The organism is Bradyrhizobium sp. UFLA03-84 (assembly GCF_002289535.1).
Classification (GTDB): Bacteria; Pseudomonadota; Alphaproteobacteria; order Rhizobiales; family Xanthobacteraceae; genus Bradyrhizobium; species Bradyrhizobium viridifuturi.
In genome coordinates this window covers 138,365-153,606 of record NZ_NSJY01000003.1, presented here as the reverse complement: position 1 = coordinate 153,606, position 15,242 = coordinate 138,365, and the positions used below count along the sequence as shown (strand labels likewise).

Annotated in this window: 12 protein-coding genes; 9 read left to right on the top strand and 3 right to left on the bottom strand. The window is 65.3% G+C overall.

From position 1 onward, the window contains the following. Positions 1 to 19: 19 nt before the first annotated feature. From CK489_RS00810 to CK489_RS00800, 3 genes are all read right to left on the bottom strand, one after another. Positions 20 to 1,630: a peptidoglycan L,D-endopeptidase MepK gene (locus tag CK489_RS00810; RefSeq protein WP_095730950.1), complete on the bottom strand. Its 1,611-nt coding sequence runs from the start codon at positions 1,628 to 1,630 to the stop codon at positions 20 to 22. A gap of 265 nt (positions 1,631 to 1,895) precedes the next feature. Next, positions 1,896 to 4,175: a L,D-transpeptidase scaffold domain-containing protein gene (locus CK489_RS00805; protein WP_095730949.1), complete on the bottom strand. Its 2,280-nt coding sequence runs from the start codon at positions 4,173 to 4,175 to the stop codon at positions 1,896 to 1,898. A gap of 307 nt (positions 4,176 to 4,482) precedes the next feature. After that, positions 4,483 to 5,973 carry a sigma-54-dependent transcriptional regulator gene (locus tag CK489_RS00800; protein ID WP_050626033.1) on the bottom strand — a complete coding sequence of 497 codons (1,491 nt, stop codon included), beginning with the start codon at positions 5,971 to 5,973 and terminating at the stop codon, positions 4,483 to 4,485. 142 nt (positions 5,974 to 6,115) lie between these two features. On the opposite strand from CK489_RS00800, the gene CK489_RS00795 reads away from it, so the two are divergent. The 9 genes from CK489_RS00795 to CK489_RS41185 all read left to right on the top strand — a co-directional run bounded on the left by CK489_RS00795 (position 6,116) and on the right by CK489_RS41185 (position 15,226). Then, on the top strand, positions 6,116 to 8,032 hold the full coding sequence (locus CK489_RS00795) for a M3 family oligoendopeptidase (RefSeq protein ID WP_095730948.1): 1,917 nt from the start codon (positions 6,116 to 6,118) through the stop codon (positions 8,030 to 8,032). Between the two features lie 250 nt (positions 8,033 to 8,282). Next, on the top strand, positions 8,283 to 8,435 hold the full coding sequence (locus CK489_RS00790) for an aa3-type cytochrome c oxidase subunit IV (protein ID WP_050626031.1): 153 nt from the start codon (positions 8,283 to 8,285) through the stop codon (positions 8,433 to 8,435). Between the two features lie 143 nt (positions 8,436 to 8,578). Continuing rightward, positions 8,579 to 9,703, top strand: a complete 1,125-nt coding sequence (locus CK489_RS00785; RefSeq protein WP_095730947.1) for a Re/Si-specific NAD(P)(+) transhydrogenase subunit alpha — start codon at positions 8,579 to 8,581, stop codon at positions 9,701 to 9,703. 11 nt (positions 9,704 to 9,714) lie between these two features. Next, positions 9,715 to 10,032: a proton-translocating transhydrogenase family protein gene (locus CK489_RS00780; protein ID WP_016841609.1), complete on the top strand. Its 318-nt coding sequence runs from the start codon at positions 9,715 to 9,717 to the stop codon at positions 10,030 to 10,032. A gap of 44 nt (positions 10,033 to 10,076) precedes the next feature. Continuing rightward, entirely contained in the window at positions 10,077 to 11,474 is a 1,398-nt protein-coding gene (locus tag CK489_RS00775; RefSeq protein WP_095730946.1) for an NAD(P)(+) transhydrogenase (Re/Si-specific) subunit beta, read from the top strand. Positions 11,475 to 11,783: 309 nt separating this feature from the next. After that, positions 11,784 to 12,590: an alpha/beta hydrolase gene (locus tag CK489_RS00765; RefSeq protein WP_095731175.1), complete on the top strand. Its 807-nt coding sequence runs from the start codon at positions 11,784 to 11,786 to the stop codon at positions 12,588 to 12,590. A gap of 54 nt (positions 12,591 to 12,644) precedes the next feature. Then, positions 12,645 to 13,742, top strand: a complete 1,098-nt coding sequence (locus CK489_RS00760) for a calcium:cation antiporter (RefSeq protein ID WP_095730944.1) — start codon at positions 12,645 to 12,647, stop codon at positions 13,740 to 13,742. 39 nt (positions 13,743 to 13,781) lie between these two features. Then, positions 13,782 to 14,066, top strand: a complete 285-nt coding sequence (locus tag CK489_RS00755) for a cupin domain-containing protein (RefSeq protein WP_095731174.1) — start codon at positions 13,782 to 13,784, stop codon at positions 14,064 to 14,066. Positions 14,067 to 14,317: 251 nt separating this feature from the next. Beyond that, on the top strand, positions 14,318 to 15,226 hold the full coding sequence (locus tag CK489_RS41185; RefSeq protein WP_095730943.1) for a hypothetical protein: 909 nt from the start codon (positions 14,318 to 14,320) through the stop codon (positions 15,224 to 15,226). Positions 15,227 to 15,242: the final 16 nt, after the last annotated feature.

Sequence of the window (15,242 nt, the reverse complement as noted above, 5' to 3'; positions counted from 1 at the left end):
AAACGGCTTTGGGGATGAGCTAGCGCAGCGAGGCGGTGCGCAGCACGAAGGACTGGGTGGTCAGGGGAGCGGTCGCCGAGCCCGAGAAGTGATCGCAGGTCATGCCCATCATCGGATCTTCCGAGAAGGTCATGGCGACGGCGGCCTGCGGCTTTACGAAGTGAGCCCGCATCATGCTCATGTCGGTGTCGCCAAGCACCGTGGTCAGCATGGCATTGCTCGCGCTCGGCGCCAGCATCACGACGCGCATCCAGACGTCGTTGCCCTTGGCGGCCGAAATCCGCGCCGACGTGGTGATCACGCCCTGGCTAGGCGCGCCCTTCGCGACGATGGTGTTGATTTCGGTAGCCGGCGCTGCCGCACTGCGCGCCGGGCGCACATTGCGCGGGATCGGTGCGGTCGCTGCGACGATGTTGGCGCGATCGACCGGCGATGACGTCGCGGGCGCATAAGCGAGCGCCTTGTTGAAGTTCTCGGTCGCGCTGGCGGTGGTCTGCGGATCGGCGCCGCCGACCGCCTCACGGGCCTTCAGCGCGGCGATCTGCGCGGCCGATGCCTGCTTCGGTGCGGCCGACTCGTCGCCCCAGAAGCCGCGGGCATTGATGATGTCGGCGGGCGATTGCGGCGCGGTGTTCTCGGCGGTCTGCACCACCTGCATCGCCGGCTTGGCCTTTGGCGTCGGAACGAGCTGGGCGTCGGCGGCGGCGAGCTGGATCGCGGCGGCGAATTGCGGCTTGGCGCGCGGCAGCGGAACCGGATCGGCGGATTTGGTATCCGCAGGCTTGGCGGGAGCTGCGGCCGCAACCACCGTGTTCGCGGCGGGCTTGTCGTTCACGCTGGCCGCGCCTTCGTCTTCATCGTCGCTCGACTTGCCGCCACCGAACAGTTTCGCGAACAGGGTCGGCTTGCTGATGATGGCGGCATCGTCGCCATTGCCACGGCGTTCGATGTCGGCCTTGGCGAGCTCATAGCCCTTCAGCGGCGTACCATCGCTCGGGACATGGACGGTGCGGCCGTCGGGGAACACCCGGACCAGCTGCTCGCGGGTCATCCGCGGCCAGTGGCGGATGCCGCCGGTGTCGAGATGCACGAACGGCGAGCCGGAGGTCGGATAGAAGCCGACGCCGCCGCGCTGCAGGCGCAGGCCGGCGAAGCGGATCTGCTCCAGCGGCACGCCCGGAATGAAGAAGTCCATCGCATGCCCCAGCATGTGCTGGCTGTGGCGCGCGACGCCCGAGGAGCGGCGGCGCAGCATGGCGTTGGTGGCGGGGGCGCGATAGGCGGAGATGATCTGGATCGGCTGCTTGCCGCCGACGTCGCTGTAGACTTCCCAGAGGATGTCGAACAGATGACGGTCCATCACCGTCTCATCCTGGGAGCGCCAGTCGCGCAGGAAGTGATTGAGTTGCTTCAGCGCGGCTTCGTCGTAGCGGCCATCGCGCTTGAAGGTGATGGTGAGGTCTTCGCCGGAATGGGTGTGGTGGAACGAGAGCGTGCGGGTCTGGTTCAGCGCCGTCGCGTCGTGCACCGATCCCGCGCCGGCCAAAAGCAACAGCGCAGTCAGGCCGACTTGGTACCCGGCCTTAGGCAACGACAGCGGATTGTAGCGGCGTGCGAAGACAGCCAGCACTCTGAGCCCACCCAGTCGACGAGCGTTCGGTCGGCATCTTTCGCAGACCCCCTGCGGAAGACGGTGAACGCTTTCTTAAAGCGGGAGGGTTAACCGAGGTTTACCGACCCGCCCCCAAGTTAGGCTTAACTAACTGGGGGAGTGTGGCAAAAGATAGCCCAGTTCCCCGGCCGACAACGGAAATGGTTAACGTAAACGATCTCGCTTTCTGAGCGAGATCGTTGATTTTGCTTCAAAATTTATCGCAATCGGGCCGCGAAACAGACTAGCGGGTAATCACCCGGCGCTGCTGCTGGGCCTGGCCACGGCGGACCGGCTGCGGCTCCGGCTGGCCGAATCCTCCGAACAGACGCTCGAAGAAGTTCGGTCCGGAGGACCCGAAGCCGCTGTTGTCGCCGGCAACGTTGACGCCCGGAGGCAAGCTGCTGCTCGGCGGACGTGAATAGCTCGGCTGGGCGTGCGCCACCACCGTTTCGAGATCCTTGCCGCGGCTGTTCTTGAGCAGCGACAGCATGGTGGCGTCGCGGCCGTAGACGTCCCTGCGGATCTGCAGCTTGCCGGCGTCATCCACGAACGCGGTCTGATAGGTGATGTTGACCGGGATCGGCGTCGGGAATTTCAGATCGACTTCGCTCGAGCCGTACATGCTGCGGATACGCTCCGGCGTGTAGTGCTGGTTCGGCTCGGTGATGTTGAGCAGCACGGATGCGTACTGATCCGGGTTCTGCACCCGCATGCAGCCATGGCTGAAGGCGCGCTCATCCTTGGCGAACAGGTACTTGTCCGGCGTGTCGTGCTGATAGACCAGGAACTTGTTCGGGAAGTTGAAGCGGATGCGGCCGAGCGCGTTGGCTTCACCGGGTGGCTGCGAGATGTGGATCGAGCCGTCGCGGTTGCGCTCGAGCTTCAGGCCCATGCGCTGCAACACCGTCGGATCCTGCTGCAAGGCCGGCAGATACTCGTTGTAGATGATCGACGGCGGCACGTTCCAGGTCGGGTTGACCGTGATGTACTTCATCGTCTCGGTCAGGAGCGGCGTGGCGTGCTGGCCGGGCTTGCCGGTGACGACGCGCGTGGTCCAGACCTGCGCGCCGTTCTGCATCACCTTCAGCGTGTAGTCAGGAATGTTGAGGATCACATAGGCGTTGCCGACATTGGCGGCGCCGAGCTGGCGCGGCAGCCAGCGCCAGCGCTCCATGTTGACGATCACGGTGTCGATCTGGCGGTCGCGCTTCGGACTGTTCAGCGCCTTCACCGTGCGCTCGTCGAGCACGCCCGTCGGCTTGAGGTCGACGCTGCTCTGGAATCTCTCCACTGCCCGCGCGACGGTCGCATCATATTTCGTGCTGTCGGCATTCTCGCTGATGCCGAGCTTGCCCCGCAGCTCCGGTACGCGGGGGTCGTCCATCTCGACCGCGGCCTGCTTCTTGCGCGCCGGCACATATTTCAGCGCCGGGCCGTCCGCGATCGTGATGACAGGGCCGTCGCCCTGGCCACGCAGCTCGGCGAGCTTCTTCTTCAGCTCCTTGTAGAGCTTCTGCGGCGGGTTGTAGCCGTCGAGCGCGGCCGAGGCGTCCTTGGCAGAGGTCACATTGGTGAACACTTCCGCCGGATCGATCGGGTGCTCCGGATAGAGGATGTCAGCCGACACCTGCGACCAGTGCATGCGGCCGCTCTGGGCCTGGCGCGCGTAGTCCAGCATGCTGGCGGCGAGCTTCAGCTCGGCGTCGGCCAGCGCGTCGGGCGAGGTCGCCGCGGCGAAATCCGGCACCGGATAGTCTGCTGCATCGAGGCCGTCGGCGGCGGCGTCCTTCAGTCGTGCGATGACGCCCTTGCCGGCGTCGGTCAGCTTGCCGGCCTTGGTGAAGACAGGCGCGTATTCGCGGGCCGAATAGAATTTCTCGGCAGCCGCGCGCTCGTTCTTGCGATCGAAGGTGCGCAGCGACTTGCTGGCAAGCAGTTCGCGCAGCTTGTCGGCGACCGGCTGATCTTCGGCGGCAACATTGCTCGCGGCCTTCGCGGGTTCAGTCGCAGGGGCTGCGGCGGTCGCGGGAGCCGGAGCTGCGGCGGGCGCCGTTGCGGTGGCAGGCGCGGGTGCTGCCGCAGGCGGCGCAACCGCGGTATCGGTCTTCGGTGCATCGGCCTTCGGCGCATCAGCGGGCTTCGTCGCCGGCGCGGTGGCAACATCGGCGGGCTTCGGCTCGACGGCTTTTGCCGTTGCGCTCGGCTCTGCCGGCTTTGCATCGGCAGGCTTTGCGTCAGTGGGCTTGGCCTCGGTGGCCTGCACGTCGGCGGGCTTCACGTCGGCCGGCTTGGCTGCGTCGGGCAGCGCGGCGGTGGTGTCGGCCTTGAAATCGCTCGCGGTGGGCGGCGGCACGTTGGCCGGTTCGGGGCGCGGGATCGCAGCGTCGATCGCAAGTTCCGAGGCGCTGGAGCGAGGCGTGTCCTGCGCGAAGGCCGAGCTCGCGGACACCGTGAGGAAGGTCGCCGCGACGGCCATCAAGACGCGGTCAAATCCTCGACGGTTGTTCGAACAGTCACGCATTTTCTCACCCCCTGGGTGGAACTGCCCCCTTAGATTTTGGAACAGTTCAAATCGGTATTCGGTTTCATAGCTTGCGCGAAAGCGCCGGCTTCTCGATCGACTCGCACGCCTGCACGCAATTAACGCAGACGATACATTTGCCCCTCTTATGCAGCCAGCACCATGCGGGGCAACTCACGACAAACTGACCTCGAAGCGGCTGATTTCGCTCGGGCTGTGCGGTTTTGCCACGCGGCACAGCCTTTGTCTGTCACCGGCACGACACGGTTCAAAAGGTTCCCTGGTATGGCCTCGGCGGCCTCAGGGCTTAACCGGCGTCGCTGGTGCGCGCGCCGGCCGCAGCCTCGTCGAGCTTGCGATAGAGCGTCGAGCGGCCGATCTTGAGACGGCGCGCGACCTCCGACATCTGTCCGCGATAATGCGAAATCGCAAAGCGGATGATCTCGTTCTCGAGATCTTCCAGCGGGCGCATCTCGCCCGCGGCATTGAGCATCGAGAGGCCGCCGGCGGTCGGGAGGGCGGTTGCGACCGGTATTTCATTACCAGGGATCATGGCAGGTGCCGTGGACGGCGACACCACGAGCGGCTCGCCCTGCAGGGATTTGCCCTCCGGCACCGGATGCGCCGAGCCTTGCGGGAAGTCCGCGAGCCCAAGCTGGTCGCCGTCGCTCATGACCACGGCGCGATACACCGTATTCTCGAGCTGACGGATGTTGCCCGGCCAATCGAGCTGCGCCAGGTGCGCCATCGCATCGCCGCTGATGCCGGTGATGTTGCGGTTCTCCTCGGCGCAGAACCGCGCCAGGAAGTGCCGCAGCAGGTGCGGAATGTCCTCGCGCCGCTGCCGCAGCGCCGGGATCGTCAGCGGCAGCACATGCAGGCGATAGAACAGGTCCTCGCGGAACTGGCCGGCCTTCACGAGATCGAGCAGCTTGCGGTTGGTCGCCGAGATGATGCGGACATCGACCTTGACCGGCTTGCGTCCGCCGACCGCCTCGACGGTGCCTTCCTGCAGCGCGCGCAGCAGCTTCACCTGCGTCGCCAGCGGCAATTCGCCGACCTCGTCGAGGAACAGGGTGCCGCCATGGGCTTCGACGAACTTGCCCTGGTGGCGCTCGGTGGCGCCGGTGAAGGCGCCCTTCTCGTGGCCGAACAGGATCGATTCGACGAGATTGTCGGGGATCGCGCCGCAGTTCACCGCGACGAACGGCTTGGCCTTGCGCTCGCTGCTGCCGTGGATGGCGCGCGCGAATAGTTCCTTGCCGACGCCGGATTCGCCCTCGATCAGCACGGGAATCGTCGAGGATGCCGCTTTCTGCGCGGTGCGCAGCACCCCGGCCATCGCCTCGCTGCGGGTGATGATGTCGGAGAAGGTCAGCCGGCCCTCGCGGCTGTGGCGGATGCGCTGCAATTCGCCCTTCAGCGCCGAGGCGTTGAGGGCGTTGCGCAGGGAGACCTGCAACCGCTCGAAGCCGACCGGCTTGACGACGAAGTCCTGGGCACCGGCCCGCATCGCCGACACCACATTGTCGATCCCGCCATGCGCGGTCTGCACGATAACCGGGACGGTCAAACCAGCTTCACGAATCTTTGCGAGGACTCCGAGACCGTCGAGGCCCGGCATCACGAGGTCGAGCACGACGGCATCGATCGCCTGCGTCTCGGATGCGGTCAGGGCCGCTATCGCCGCGTCGCCACTGTCCACGACGAGGGGCTCATAGCCGCACTTCTGCACCATGTTTTCAACCAAACGACGCTGTACTGCGTCGTCATCGGCGATCAAAATGGTGGCAGCCATGGTTTTCCCCGCACGCTACGATTATTTGTCTCGAATCGGGGCACTGTCGCCGATGCCGATTAACGCACTCTTAAACGTTGCAAACCCGCCCTTATTCCGCCTCCGCCGACATCTTTCCGACTGAACTAAGGTTACGAACAAGATGACCTCGCGCTCAAAAACTGCTCCGAACAAGTCTGCTCTCAGCAAGGCCGCTCTCCGCAAGGAAGCCGCGTTGCGCAAGACGGGTGCCCAACGCAAATCTGCCACGGGCGGCCCGGCAGCAAAAACGGCAGCCAGCAAGGCCGGCAAGCTTCCGGAATGGAATCTGGCAGATCTCTACTCCGGTATCGACGCGCCGGAAGTGGCGCGCGACCTGCAGAAAATGGATGCAGATTGCGTCGCGTTTGAGACCGACTACAAGGGCAAGCTTGCTGAAAATACCGCCCGCGAAGGCGGCGGAAAGTGGCTCGCCGAGGCTATCAGCCGCTACGAGGCGATCGACGACCTGGCCGGTCGTCTCGGCTCCTATGCCGGCCTGGTCCATGCCGGCGACAGCGTCGACCCGGCGATCTCCAAATTCTACGGCGACGTCTCCGAGCGGTTGACGGCGGCGTCGGTGCACCTCTTGTTCTTCTCGCTCGAGCTCAATCGCGTTGACGATGATGTGATCGAGCGCGCGATGGCCGAGCCGGCGCTCGGCCACTACCGGCCGTGGATCGCGGATCTGCGCAAGGACAAGCCGTACCAGCTCGAGGATCGCGTCGAGCAGCTCTTCCACGAAAAGGCGCAGAGCGGCTACGCGGCCTGGAACCGGCTGTTCGACCAGACCATCTCCGGCCTGCGCTTCAAGGTCTCGGGCAAGGAGCTCGCGATCGAGCCGACGCTGAACCTGTTGCAGGACAAGGCGGGCGACAAGCGCAAGGCGGCGGCGCAGGCGCTGGCCAAGACCTTCAAGGACAATGAGCGCACCTTCGCGCTGATCACCAACACGCTCGCCAAGGACAAGGAAATCTCCGACCGCTGGCGCGGCTTCCAGGACGTCGCCGATTCCCGCCATCTCAACAACCGCGTCGAGCGAGAGGTGGTCGATGCGCTGGTCGCCTCGGTGCGCGCGGCCTATCCGAAGCTGTCGCATCGCTACTACGCGCTGAAGGCCGGCTGGTTCAAAAAGAAGAAGCTGCCGCACTGGGACCGCAACGCACCGCTGCCGTTCGCGGCGACCGGCACCATCGCCTGGCCCGAGGCGCGCAACATGGTGCTGTCGGCCTATAACGGTTTCTCGCCGAGGATGGCCGAGATCGCGGAGCGCTTCTTCGACGACCGCTGGATCGATGCGCCGGTCCGTCCCGGCAAGGCGCCCGGTGCGTTCTCGCATCCGACCACGCCGTCGGCGCATCCCTACGTGCTGATGAATTATCAGGGCAAGCCGCGCGACGTGATGACGCTGGCGCATGAGCTCGGCCACGGCGTGCACCAGGTGCTGGCGGCGAAGAACGGTGCGCTGATGGCGCCGACGCCGCTGACGCTGGCGGAAACCGCAAGCGTGTTCGGCGAGATGCTGACCTTCAAGCGGCTGCTGTCGCAGACCAAGAACGCCAAGCAGCGCCAGGCGCTGCTCGCGGGCAAGGTCGAGGACATGATCAACACCGTGGTGCGGCAGATCGCGTTCTATTCATTCGAGCGCGCGGTTCATACCGAGCGCAAGAATGGCGAGCTCACCGCCGAGCGGATCGCCCAGCTCTGGCTCAGTGTGCAGGGCGAGAGCCTCGGGCCGGCGATCGAGATCAAGCCGGGCTACGAGACGTTCTGGATGTACATCCCGCATTTCATCCACTCGCCGTTCTATGTCTACGCCTACGCGTTCGGCGATTGCCTGGTGAACTCGCTCTATGCGGTCTACGAGCATGCGTCCGAGGGGTTCGCCGAGCGCTATCTCGACATGCTCGCCGCCGGCGGCACCAAGCATTACTCCGAACTGCTGCGGCCGTTCGGCCTCGACGCCAAGGACCCGAAATTCTGGGACGGCGGCCTGTCCGTGATCGCCGGCATGATCGACGAACTGGAGGCGATGGGCTGAGGCCCATCGGCCTTCCGGCCCGCTCGGGCGAGATTCATTCGGCGCTTTTTGCGCCTCGCGGCATGATCATCCCATGATGTCTGCGTTTGGGAGATCAATCCTGCCCGAGCGGCGGCCGCAGGGCCGTCGCTCAAGGGGTGAATCGGGGACGATTTGCGCTCCAAATCACCCGATAGGGACCGCGCCGTTGCCCTGCCAATCCGTTTGCGGTAATGGCTCGCAGAACGCGAATTTCTGACTGGGGACAGCGATGGCAGACCATAGCGAAGTGGCCTATACGACCGCCGACGGCAATGATTACGTGGCGCATGAGCAGACCTATGAAGGGTTTCTCATGCTGGTCAAATGGGGCACGATCAGCGTCGCCATCCTCCTCATCCTGATGGCCTATTTCCTGGTCTGATCCTTCGATCGGCTAGCGGCGCCGCCGTCCCGCGGCGGTGCCGGAATTCCTGTTGAACCCGGCTGTAAAAACCGGGGTATCCAATCTGGCGAAAATAACGCTAGTTTGAAGACGCGTGCGCCGCTCGCGCCGCCGGAGGGCCCATGAAGATCGCCGTTGCCAAGGAAATCGATCCGTCCGAGCCGCGGGTTGCGGTTTCGCCGGACACCATCAAGAAGTTCAAGGCGCTCGGCGCCGAGGTCGCGGTCGAGCCCGGCGCGGGCATCAAGTCGGGCCTGCCTGATTCGGAGCTCACGGCTGCGGGCGCCACGGTGAGCGCCGATGCGCTCAAGGACGCCGACATCATCATCAAGGTGAAGCGGCCCGAGGCCTCCGAACTCTCCAAATACAAGCGCGGTGCGCTGGTCATCGCGATCATGGATCCCTACGGCAACGAGGCCGCGCTGAAGACGATGGCCGATGCCGGCGTTGCCGCCTTCGCGATGGAGTTGATGCCGCGCATCACCCGCGCGCAGGTGATGGACGTCTTGTCCTCGCAGGCCAATCTGGCCGGCTACCGCGCGGTGATCGAGGGTGCCGAAGCCTTCGGCCGCGCCTTCCCGATGATGATGACCGCCGCCGGCACCGTTCCGGCCGCCAAGGTGTTCGTGATGGGTGTCGGCGTCGCCGGCCTGCAGGCGATCGCGACCGCTCGGCGGCTCGGGGCCGTGGTCACCGCGACCGACGTGCGGCCCGCCACCAAGGAGCAGGTGGAATCGCTCGGCGCAAAATTCCTCGCCGTCGAGGACGAGGAGTTCAAGAACGCGCAGACTGCCGGCGGCTACGCCAAGGAAATGTCCAAGGAGTACCAGGCCAAGCAGGCCGCGCTGACCGCCGAGCACATCAAAAAGCAGGACATCGTCATCACCACCGCGCTGATCCCGGGCCGTCCGGCGCCGAAGCTGGTGTCGGGCGAGATGGTGAAGTCGATGAAGCCCGGTTCGGTGCTGGTCGATCTTGCGGTCGAGCGGGGCGGCAATGTCGAGGGCGCCAAGCCGGGCGAGGTGGTCGAGACCGACGGTATCAAGATCGTCGGCTACACCAATGTCGCCGGCCGCGTCGCCGCATCGGCCTCGAGCCTGTATGCGCGCAATTTGTTCTCGTTCATCGAGACGATGGTCGACAAGGCCAAGAAAGAGCTCGCGGTCAATTGGGACGACGAGCTGGTGAAGGCCACCGCGCTGACCAAGGACGGCGCCGTCATCCATCCCAACTTCCAGCCGAAGTAAGGAGAGAAGCCATGGAGCATCTCGCGCAGGCCGTTGATCCCTTCGTGTTCCGGCTGTCGATTTTCGTTCTCGCCGTGTTCGTCGGCTATTTCGTGGTGTGGTCGGTGACCCCGGCGCTGCACACGCCGCTGATGAGCGTGACCAACGCGATCTCCTCGGTGATCGTGGTCGGTGCGCTGCTCGCGGTCGGTGTCGGCATGGTGTCGAGCGGCTCGGGCTGGGCCCGCGGCTTCGGCTTCGTCGCGCTGATCTTCGCCTGCGTGAACATCTTCGGCGGCTTCCTCGTCACCCAGCGCATGCTGGCGATGTACAAGAAGAAAGCCAAGTAACGGCAACCACCTCGGGGTGATGTAAGAATTTGGGGGGACCTGAGATGAGCGCCAATCTCTCTGCACTATTGTATCTCGTGGCGGGGGTGCTGTTCATCCTGTCGCTGCGCGGCCTGTCGAGCCCGGCGTCGTCGCGCCAGGGCAACACGTTCGGCATGATCGGCATGGCGATTGCGGTCGCCACCACGCTGGCGAGCCATCCGCCGGCCGACGGCGTGGCCTGGCTGCTGGTCATCCTCGCGGTCGCGATCGGCGGCGGCATCGGCGCCGTGATCGCGCGCCGCGTGCCGATGACCTCGATGCCGGAACTGGTCGCCGCGTTCCACTCGCTGGTCGGCATGGCCGCGGTGCTGGTCGCCGCCGGTGCGTTCTATGCGCCCGAGGCGTTCGACATCGGCACGCCGGGGAACATCCATCCGCAGAGCCTGGTCGAGATGTCGCTCGGCGTTGCGATCGGCGCCCTGACCTTTACCGGCTCGGTGATCGCGTTCCTGAAGCTCTCGGCGCGGATGAGCGGCGCGCCGATCATCCTGCCGTTCCGCCACGTCATCAACATCGTGCTGGCGCTGGCGCTGGTGTTTTTCATCGTCGGCCTCGTGCTGTCCGGCAGCGCGTTCGACTTCTGGATGATCACGATCCTGGCGCTGGCGCTCGGCGTGCTGATGATCATCCCGATCGGCGGCGCCGACATGCCGGTCGTGATCTCGATGCTGAACTCCTACTCCGGCTGGGCCGCGGCCGGCATCGGCTTCACGCTCGGCAACTCGGCGCTGATCATCACCGGCGCGCTGGTCGGCTCGTCGGGCGCGATCCTGTCCTACATCATGTGCCACGCGATGAACCGCTCGTTCATCTCGGTGATCCTCGGCGGCTTCGGCGGCGAGACCGCGGCGGCCGGCGGCGGCAGTGGCGAGCAGAAGCCCGCCAAGCTCGGCTCCGCGGATGATGCGGCCTTCATCATGAAGAACGCTTCCAAGGTCATCATCGTGCCCGGCTACGGCATGGCGGTGGCGCAGGCCCAGCACGCGCTGCGCGAGATGGCCGACCTGCTGAAGAAGGAAGGCGTCGAGGTGAAGTACGCCATTCACCCGGTGGCGGGCCGCATGCCCGGCCACATGAACGTGCTGCTGGCGGAAGCCAACGTGCCCTATGACGAGGTGTTCGAGCTCGAGGACATCAACTCGGAGTTCGCCCAGGCCGACATCGCCTTCGTGATCGGCGCCAACGACGTCACCAACCCGGCGGCGGAAGAGGACAAGACCTCGCCGATCTACGGCATGCCGGTGCTGCAGGTCTGGAAGGCCGGTACCGTGATGTTCATCAAGCGCTCGCTGGCCTCGGGTTATGCCGGCATCGACAATCCGCTGTTCTACCGCGACAACACCATGATGTTGCTCGGCGACGCCAAGAAGGTCACCGAGAACATCGTCAAGGCGATGTAGGGCAAGCGGCGAATGGCGCTGAACCGGGAGTGGCATCGAGAACATCGCATGCCGCTCCCCGCCACGCACGAGCAGCGCATCAGGTGGCATGTGGCGCATGCGAATGTTTGCGCTCGCCGGCCTGTTCCCGACAGCATCAGGCTCGAGGTCGAAAAGCTGCTCAATTCCAGGCGCAGGCCTATCCCGGCGGCCGCTGAAGACCAAGGCCGGGACCAAAAACTGCAAAACAACCCCATGCAAAGTAGCGATGGGGTCTCACATCACCCTACACACCAAACCTAGAGCTGCAGGCGAGATTTGCGCGTGGTTCTGACGATCCTGAAATGGCTGCTGATCGTCGCGGTGGTCGTGTATCTCGGTGGCCTTGCGGTGCTCTACGTCAAGCAGCGCGAGCTGCTGTTTCCGGCTCCGCCAGTCGGGCGCACGGCGCCGGCAGCCGCCGGCCTTCCCGAAGCGGAGGAGCATGTCCTGACCTCCGCTGACGGCGAGAAGGTTATCGTCTGGCACGTGCCGGCCAAGCCGGGCCGGCCGGTCGTGCTGTTCTTTCCGGGCAATGGCGATTTCCTCGCCGGCCGCGTGGCGCGCTTCAAGGGCATCATCGCCGACGGGACCGGACTGGTGGCGCTGTCCTACCGCGGCTACGCCGGCTCGAGCGGATCTCCGAGCGAGCAGGGGCTGCTGCAGGACGCCGCAGCGGCCTACGCGTTTACCACCGCGCGGTACCGCGCCGAGCAGATCGTGGTCTGGGGCTTCTCGCTCGGAACCGGTGTTGCGGTCGCGCTCGCCGCCGAGCATCCGGTCGGCAGGCTGATCCTGGAAGCGCCCTATACCTCGACGGCCGACGTCGGCGGCGCACACTTCTGGTTTGTGCCGGTCAGCCTGCTGATGCGCGATCAATTCCACTCCGACCGGCGAATCACAGGCGTGACGGTGCCGCTCCTGATCATGCATGGCTCCGACGATCCGGTGATCCCGATCGCCTTCGGCGAGCGCCTGTTTGGCCTCGCCCATGAGCCGAAGCAGTTCGTGCGTCTGCCCGGCGGCGGGCACGACAATCTCGACGATTTCGGTGCGATGGAGACCGCGAGGCGGTTCATCAACGCCGCAAGAGGCTGACGGCGCCGATTGTCTATCGCATAATCGGGTCCAGCGAAGTGAGGGGACCCCACGATGAGCGCACACGGACCGATGCCGCGGTCGGCCTGGCTGTATCCTGTTCTGGCGGTGCTGTTGTTTGCCGCGGTCTCGGCCTCCGGCTACGGCTTCGCGCCATCGGCCGGGGGGTGGGGGTTCGCGGCCGTGCTGCTGGTGATTCTGTTCGGCACCGTGTTTGCGGCGGTCCACCATGCCGAGATGATTGCCGAGCGGATCGGCGAGCCGTTCGGCACGCTGCTGCTGACGCTGGCCGTGACCATCATCGAGGTGGCGCTGATCTCGACCATCATGCTGGGCGATACGCCGGCGCCGACGCTGGCGCGCGACACCGTGTTTGCGGTGGTGATGATCGTCTGCAACGGGCTGGTTGGGCTCTGCATCTTCATCGGCGGCATCCGCTACCGCGAGCAGGATTTCCAGATCACCGGCGCCAACCTTTACCTCAGCGTGCTGTTCGTGCTCGCGACCATCACGCTGGACATGCCGAATTTCACGCTGACCGCGCCCGGCCCGATCTATTCCACGGCCCAGCTCGCCGTGATCAGCGTCGTGACCCTGCTGCTCTATGCGGTGTTCCTCTACACCCAGACCATCCGCCACCGCGATTACTTCGTCAGCGGCGCCAATGAGGCGGCGGCGCATGGCGAGGTGATGTCGGACCGCGAGACCGCGATCAGCGTCGTCCTGCTGCTGGTGTCGCTGCTCGCGGTGGTGCTGCTGGCCAAGAAATTCTCGCTGGTGGTCGATGTCGTCACTGTCAAGATCGGTGCGCCGCCGGCCTTTGCCGGCCTGGTGGTGGCGGCCCTGATCCTGCTGCCGGAGAGCGTTGCGGCCGTGGCGGCGGCGCGCAAGAACGACCTGCAGAAGAGCATCAACCTCGCCCTCGGCTCCTCGATCGCGACCATCGGGCTCACGGTTCCCGCGGTCGCCATTGCCGCCTCGGTGCTCGACAAGCAGCTGGTGCTCGGGCTCAGCAACCAGCATATGTTGATCCTGCTGCTGACCTTCATGGTCAGCATGCTGACCTTCGGAACCGGCCGTACCAACATCCTGTTCGGGCTCGTTCACATGGTGGTGTTCGCGGTGTTCGTGTTCATGGTTTTCGTGCCGTAGGGCATGATCCGCTCAAGCAAGAAACTCGGAGAAAAGACGATGCTCAGCGCAAAATCGGATGTGCAGGTGGATACGGCGGAGGTTCGCGTCACCGAATGGCGGCTCGCGCCGGGCAGCGCCACCGGCCACCACACCCATGAGATGGATTACGTCATCGTCCCGATCACGACCGGGGAGATGACCATCGTGGCGCCGAACGGCGAGCGCTCGAAGGCGCAACTTGGGGCCGGCAAGTCCTATTTCCGCAAGGCCGGAGTCCAGCACGACGTGCTCAACGAGACCGCCAGCGAAATCGTGTTCCTGGAGGTCGAACTCAAGCCCTGACGCCGTGCTTAACCCTGCGCGCGTCGAATGGCAGGTGCGAGCCGTCGCGGCTGTGGAAATTCATAACCCGTTAACGGCTGCACGATGAATTAAGAGGTGGATGCGGCCTACGCAGGGGGCGCCTCCGGCTGAAACCAAAGTGACACCAAAGGTGACGTGGGAACGGGGGTTTGCCACCGATCCGTCGCAGTTGATCCCTGAATGTGCCTCAAAGTTCCAGCATGAAATAACGGGGCGGGGAGTGGCAGGTCATGCTGAGTTACCTGAAGAAATTTGTGATGGACATCTTACCCTCGGTGGCAGCGACCATCATCGGGGCGTACATCGTCAATCACTACATCGTGGCCAAGCCGGAAGCGCCGGCCACCGCAGCCTTGACCGCCGCCGTTGACCCCAAAGCCGACCCCAAAGCCGACCCGAAAGCCGCCGCCAAGCCCGCCACCGTGGTCAGCAGCCTCCCGGAAGCCGGCGTGAAGGCCAAGGGCATGTCCGAGCGTACGCTGATCGAGCGGTCGGCGTCGGAGAAGGCCACCGTCACCGAGAAGCCCGCCGAGAAATCCGCCGACCAGAAGTCTGACGCCCCGGCCGACACCGCCAGCATCCCCGCCGACGCCCGTCATCATCCGGCAGCGCCGAAGGCGGTCGCGAAGGTGACGCCGGCCCCGCCGCAGCCGGCCGCGCCCGCCACGTCAGCCGCACCGGCCGAGGCTGCCGCCACGCCGGAGGAGAACCGCGACGCCAACGATCTGGCGCGCGCTGCCATCGAGCGGCTGCGCAAGGAGCGCCCGCAGGAAGCGGCGCGTTCCCAGGATGCTGCGCGCTCCCAGGATGCGCAGCGCACCGATCTTGCCCGCCTGCCCGACGCGCAGCGCCCCACTGCTTCGTCGTCGATCCGGCCGTTGCCGCCGCCGATCATGGTGTCGAACCCGTCCAGCGACAATGCCGATCAATCCTCGCAGCCGCGTCCGCCCTACGCTGCCAACGCGCAGGATTCGAACCGGCTGACGCCGCCGGCCGACATTCCGGTCCCGGTGATCCAGGCGCCGCTCGACCTGCGCGCCGAGGCGGTCATGCCGGCGCCGAAGAATGAGCGCAGCTCGGTGACCGACGACATGTTCTCCGGCATGAAGTCGATGTTCCACGCCGTCCTGCCGAAGTAAGCGTCCTGCCGAAGCC

What these genes read in the sequence shown, in the direction of transcription:
- CK489_RS00805 (WP_095730949.1), bottom strand. Translation starts at nt 4,175, where the DNA reads ATGCGTGACTGTTCGAACAACCGTCGAGGATTTGACCGCGTCTTGATG.
- CK489_RS00800 (WP_050626033.1), bottom strand. Translation starts at nt 5,973, where the DNA reads ATGGCTGCCACCATTTTGATCGCCGATGACGACGCAGTACAGCGTCGT.
- CK489_RS00795 (WP_095730948.1), top strand. Translation starts at nt 6,116, where the DNA reads ATGACCTCGCGCTCAAAAACTGCTCCGAACAAGTCTGCTCTCAGCAAG.
- CK489_RS00790 (WP_050626031.1), top strand. Translation starts at nt 8,283, where the DNA reads ATGGCAGACCATAGCGAAGTGGCCTATACGACCGCCGACGGCAATGAT.
- CK489_RS00785 (WP_095730947.1), top strand. Translation starts at nt 8,579, where the DNA reads ATGAAGATCGCCGTTGCCAAGGAAATCGATCCGTCCGAGCCGCGGGTT.
- CK489_RS00780 (WP_016841609.1), top strand. Translation starts at nt 9,715, where the DNA reads ATGGAGCATCTCGCGCAGGCCGTTGATCCCTTCGTGTTCCGGCTGTCG.
- CK489_RS00775 (WP_095730946.1), top strand. Translation starts at nt 10,077, where the DNA reads ATGAGCGCCAATCTCTCTGCACTATTGTATCTCGTGGCGGGGGTGCTG.
- CK489_RS00760 (WP_095730944.1), top strand. Translation starts at nt 12,645, where the DNA reads ATGAGCGCACACGGACCGATGCCGCGGTCGGCCTGGCTGTATCCTGTT.
- CK489_RS00755 (WP_095731174.1), top strand. Translation starts at nt 13,782, where the DNA reads ATGCTCAGCGCAAAATCGGATGTGCAGGTGGATACGGCGGAGGTTCGC.
- CK489_RS41185 (WP_095730943.1), top strand. Translation starts at nt 14,318, where the DNA reads ATGCTGAGTTACCTGAAGAAATTTGTGATGGACATCTTACCCTCGGTG.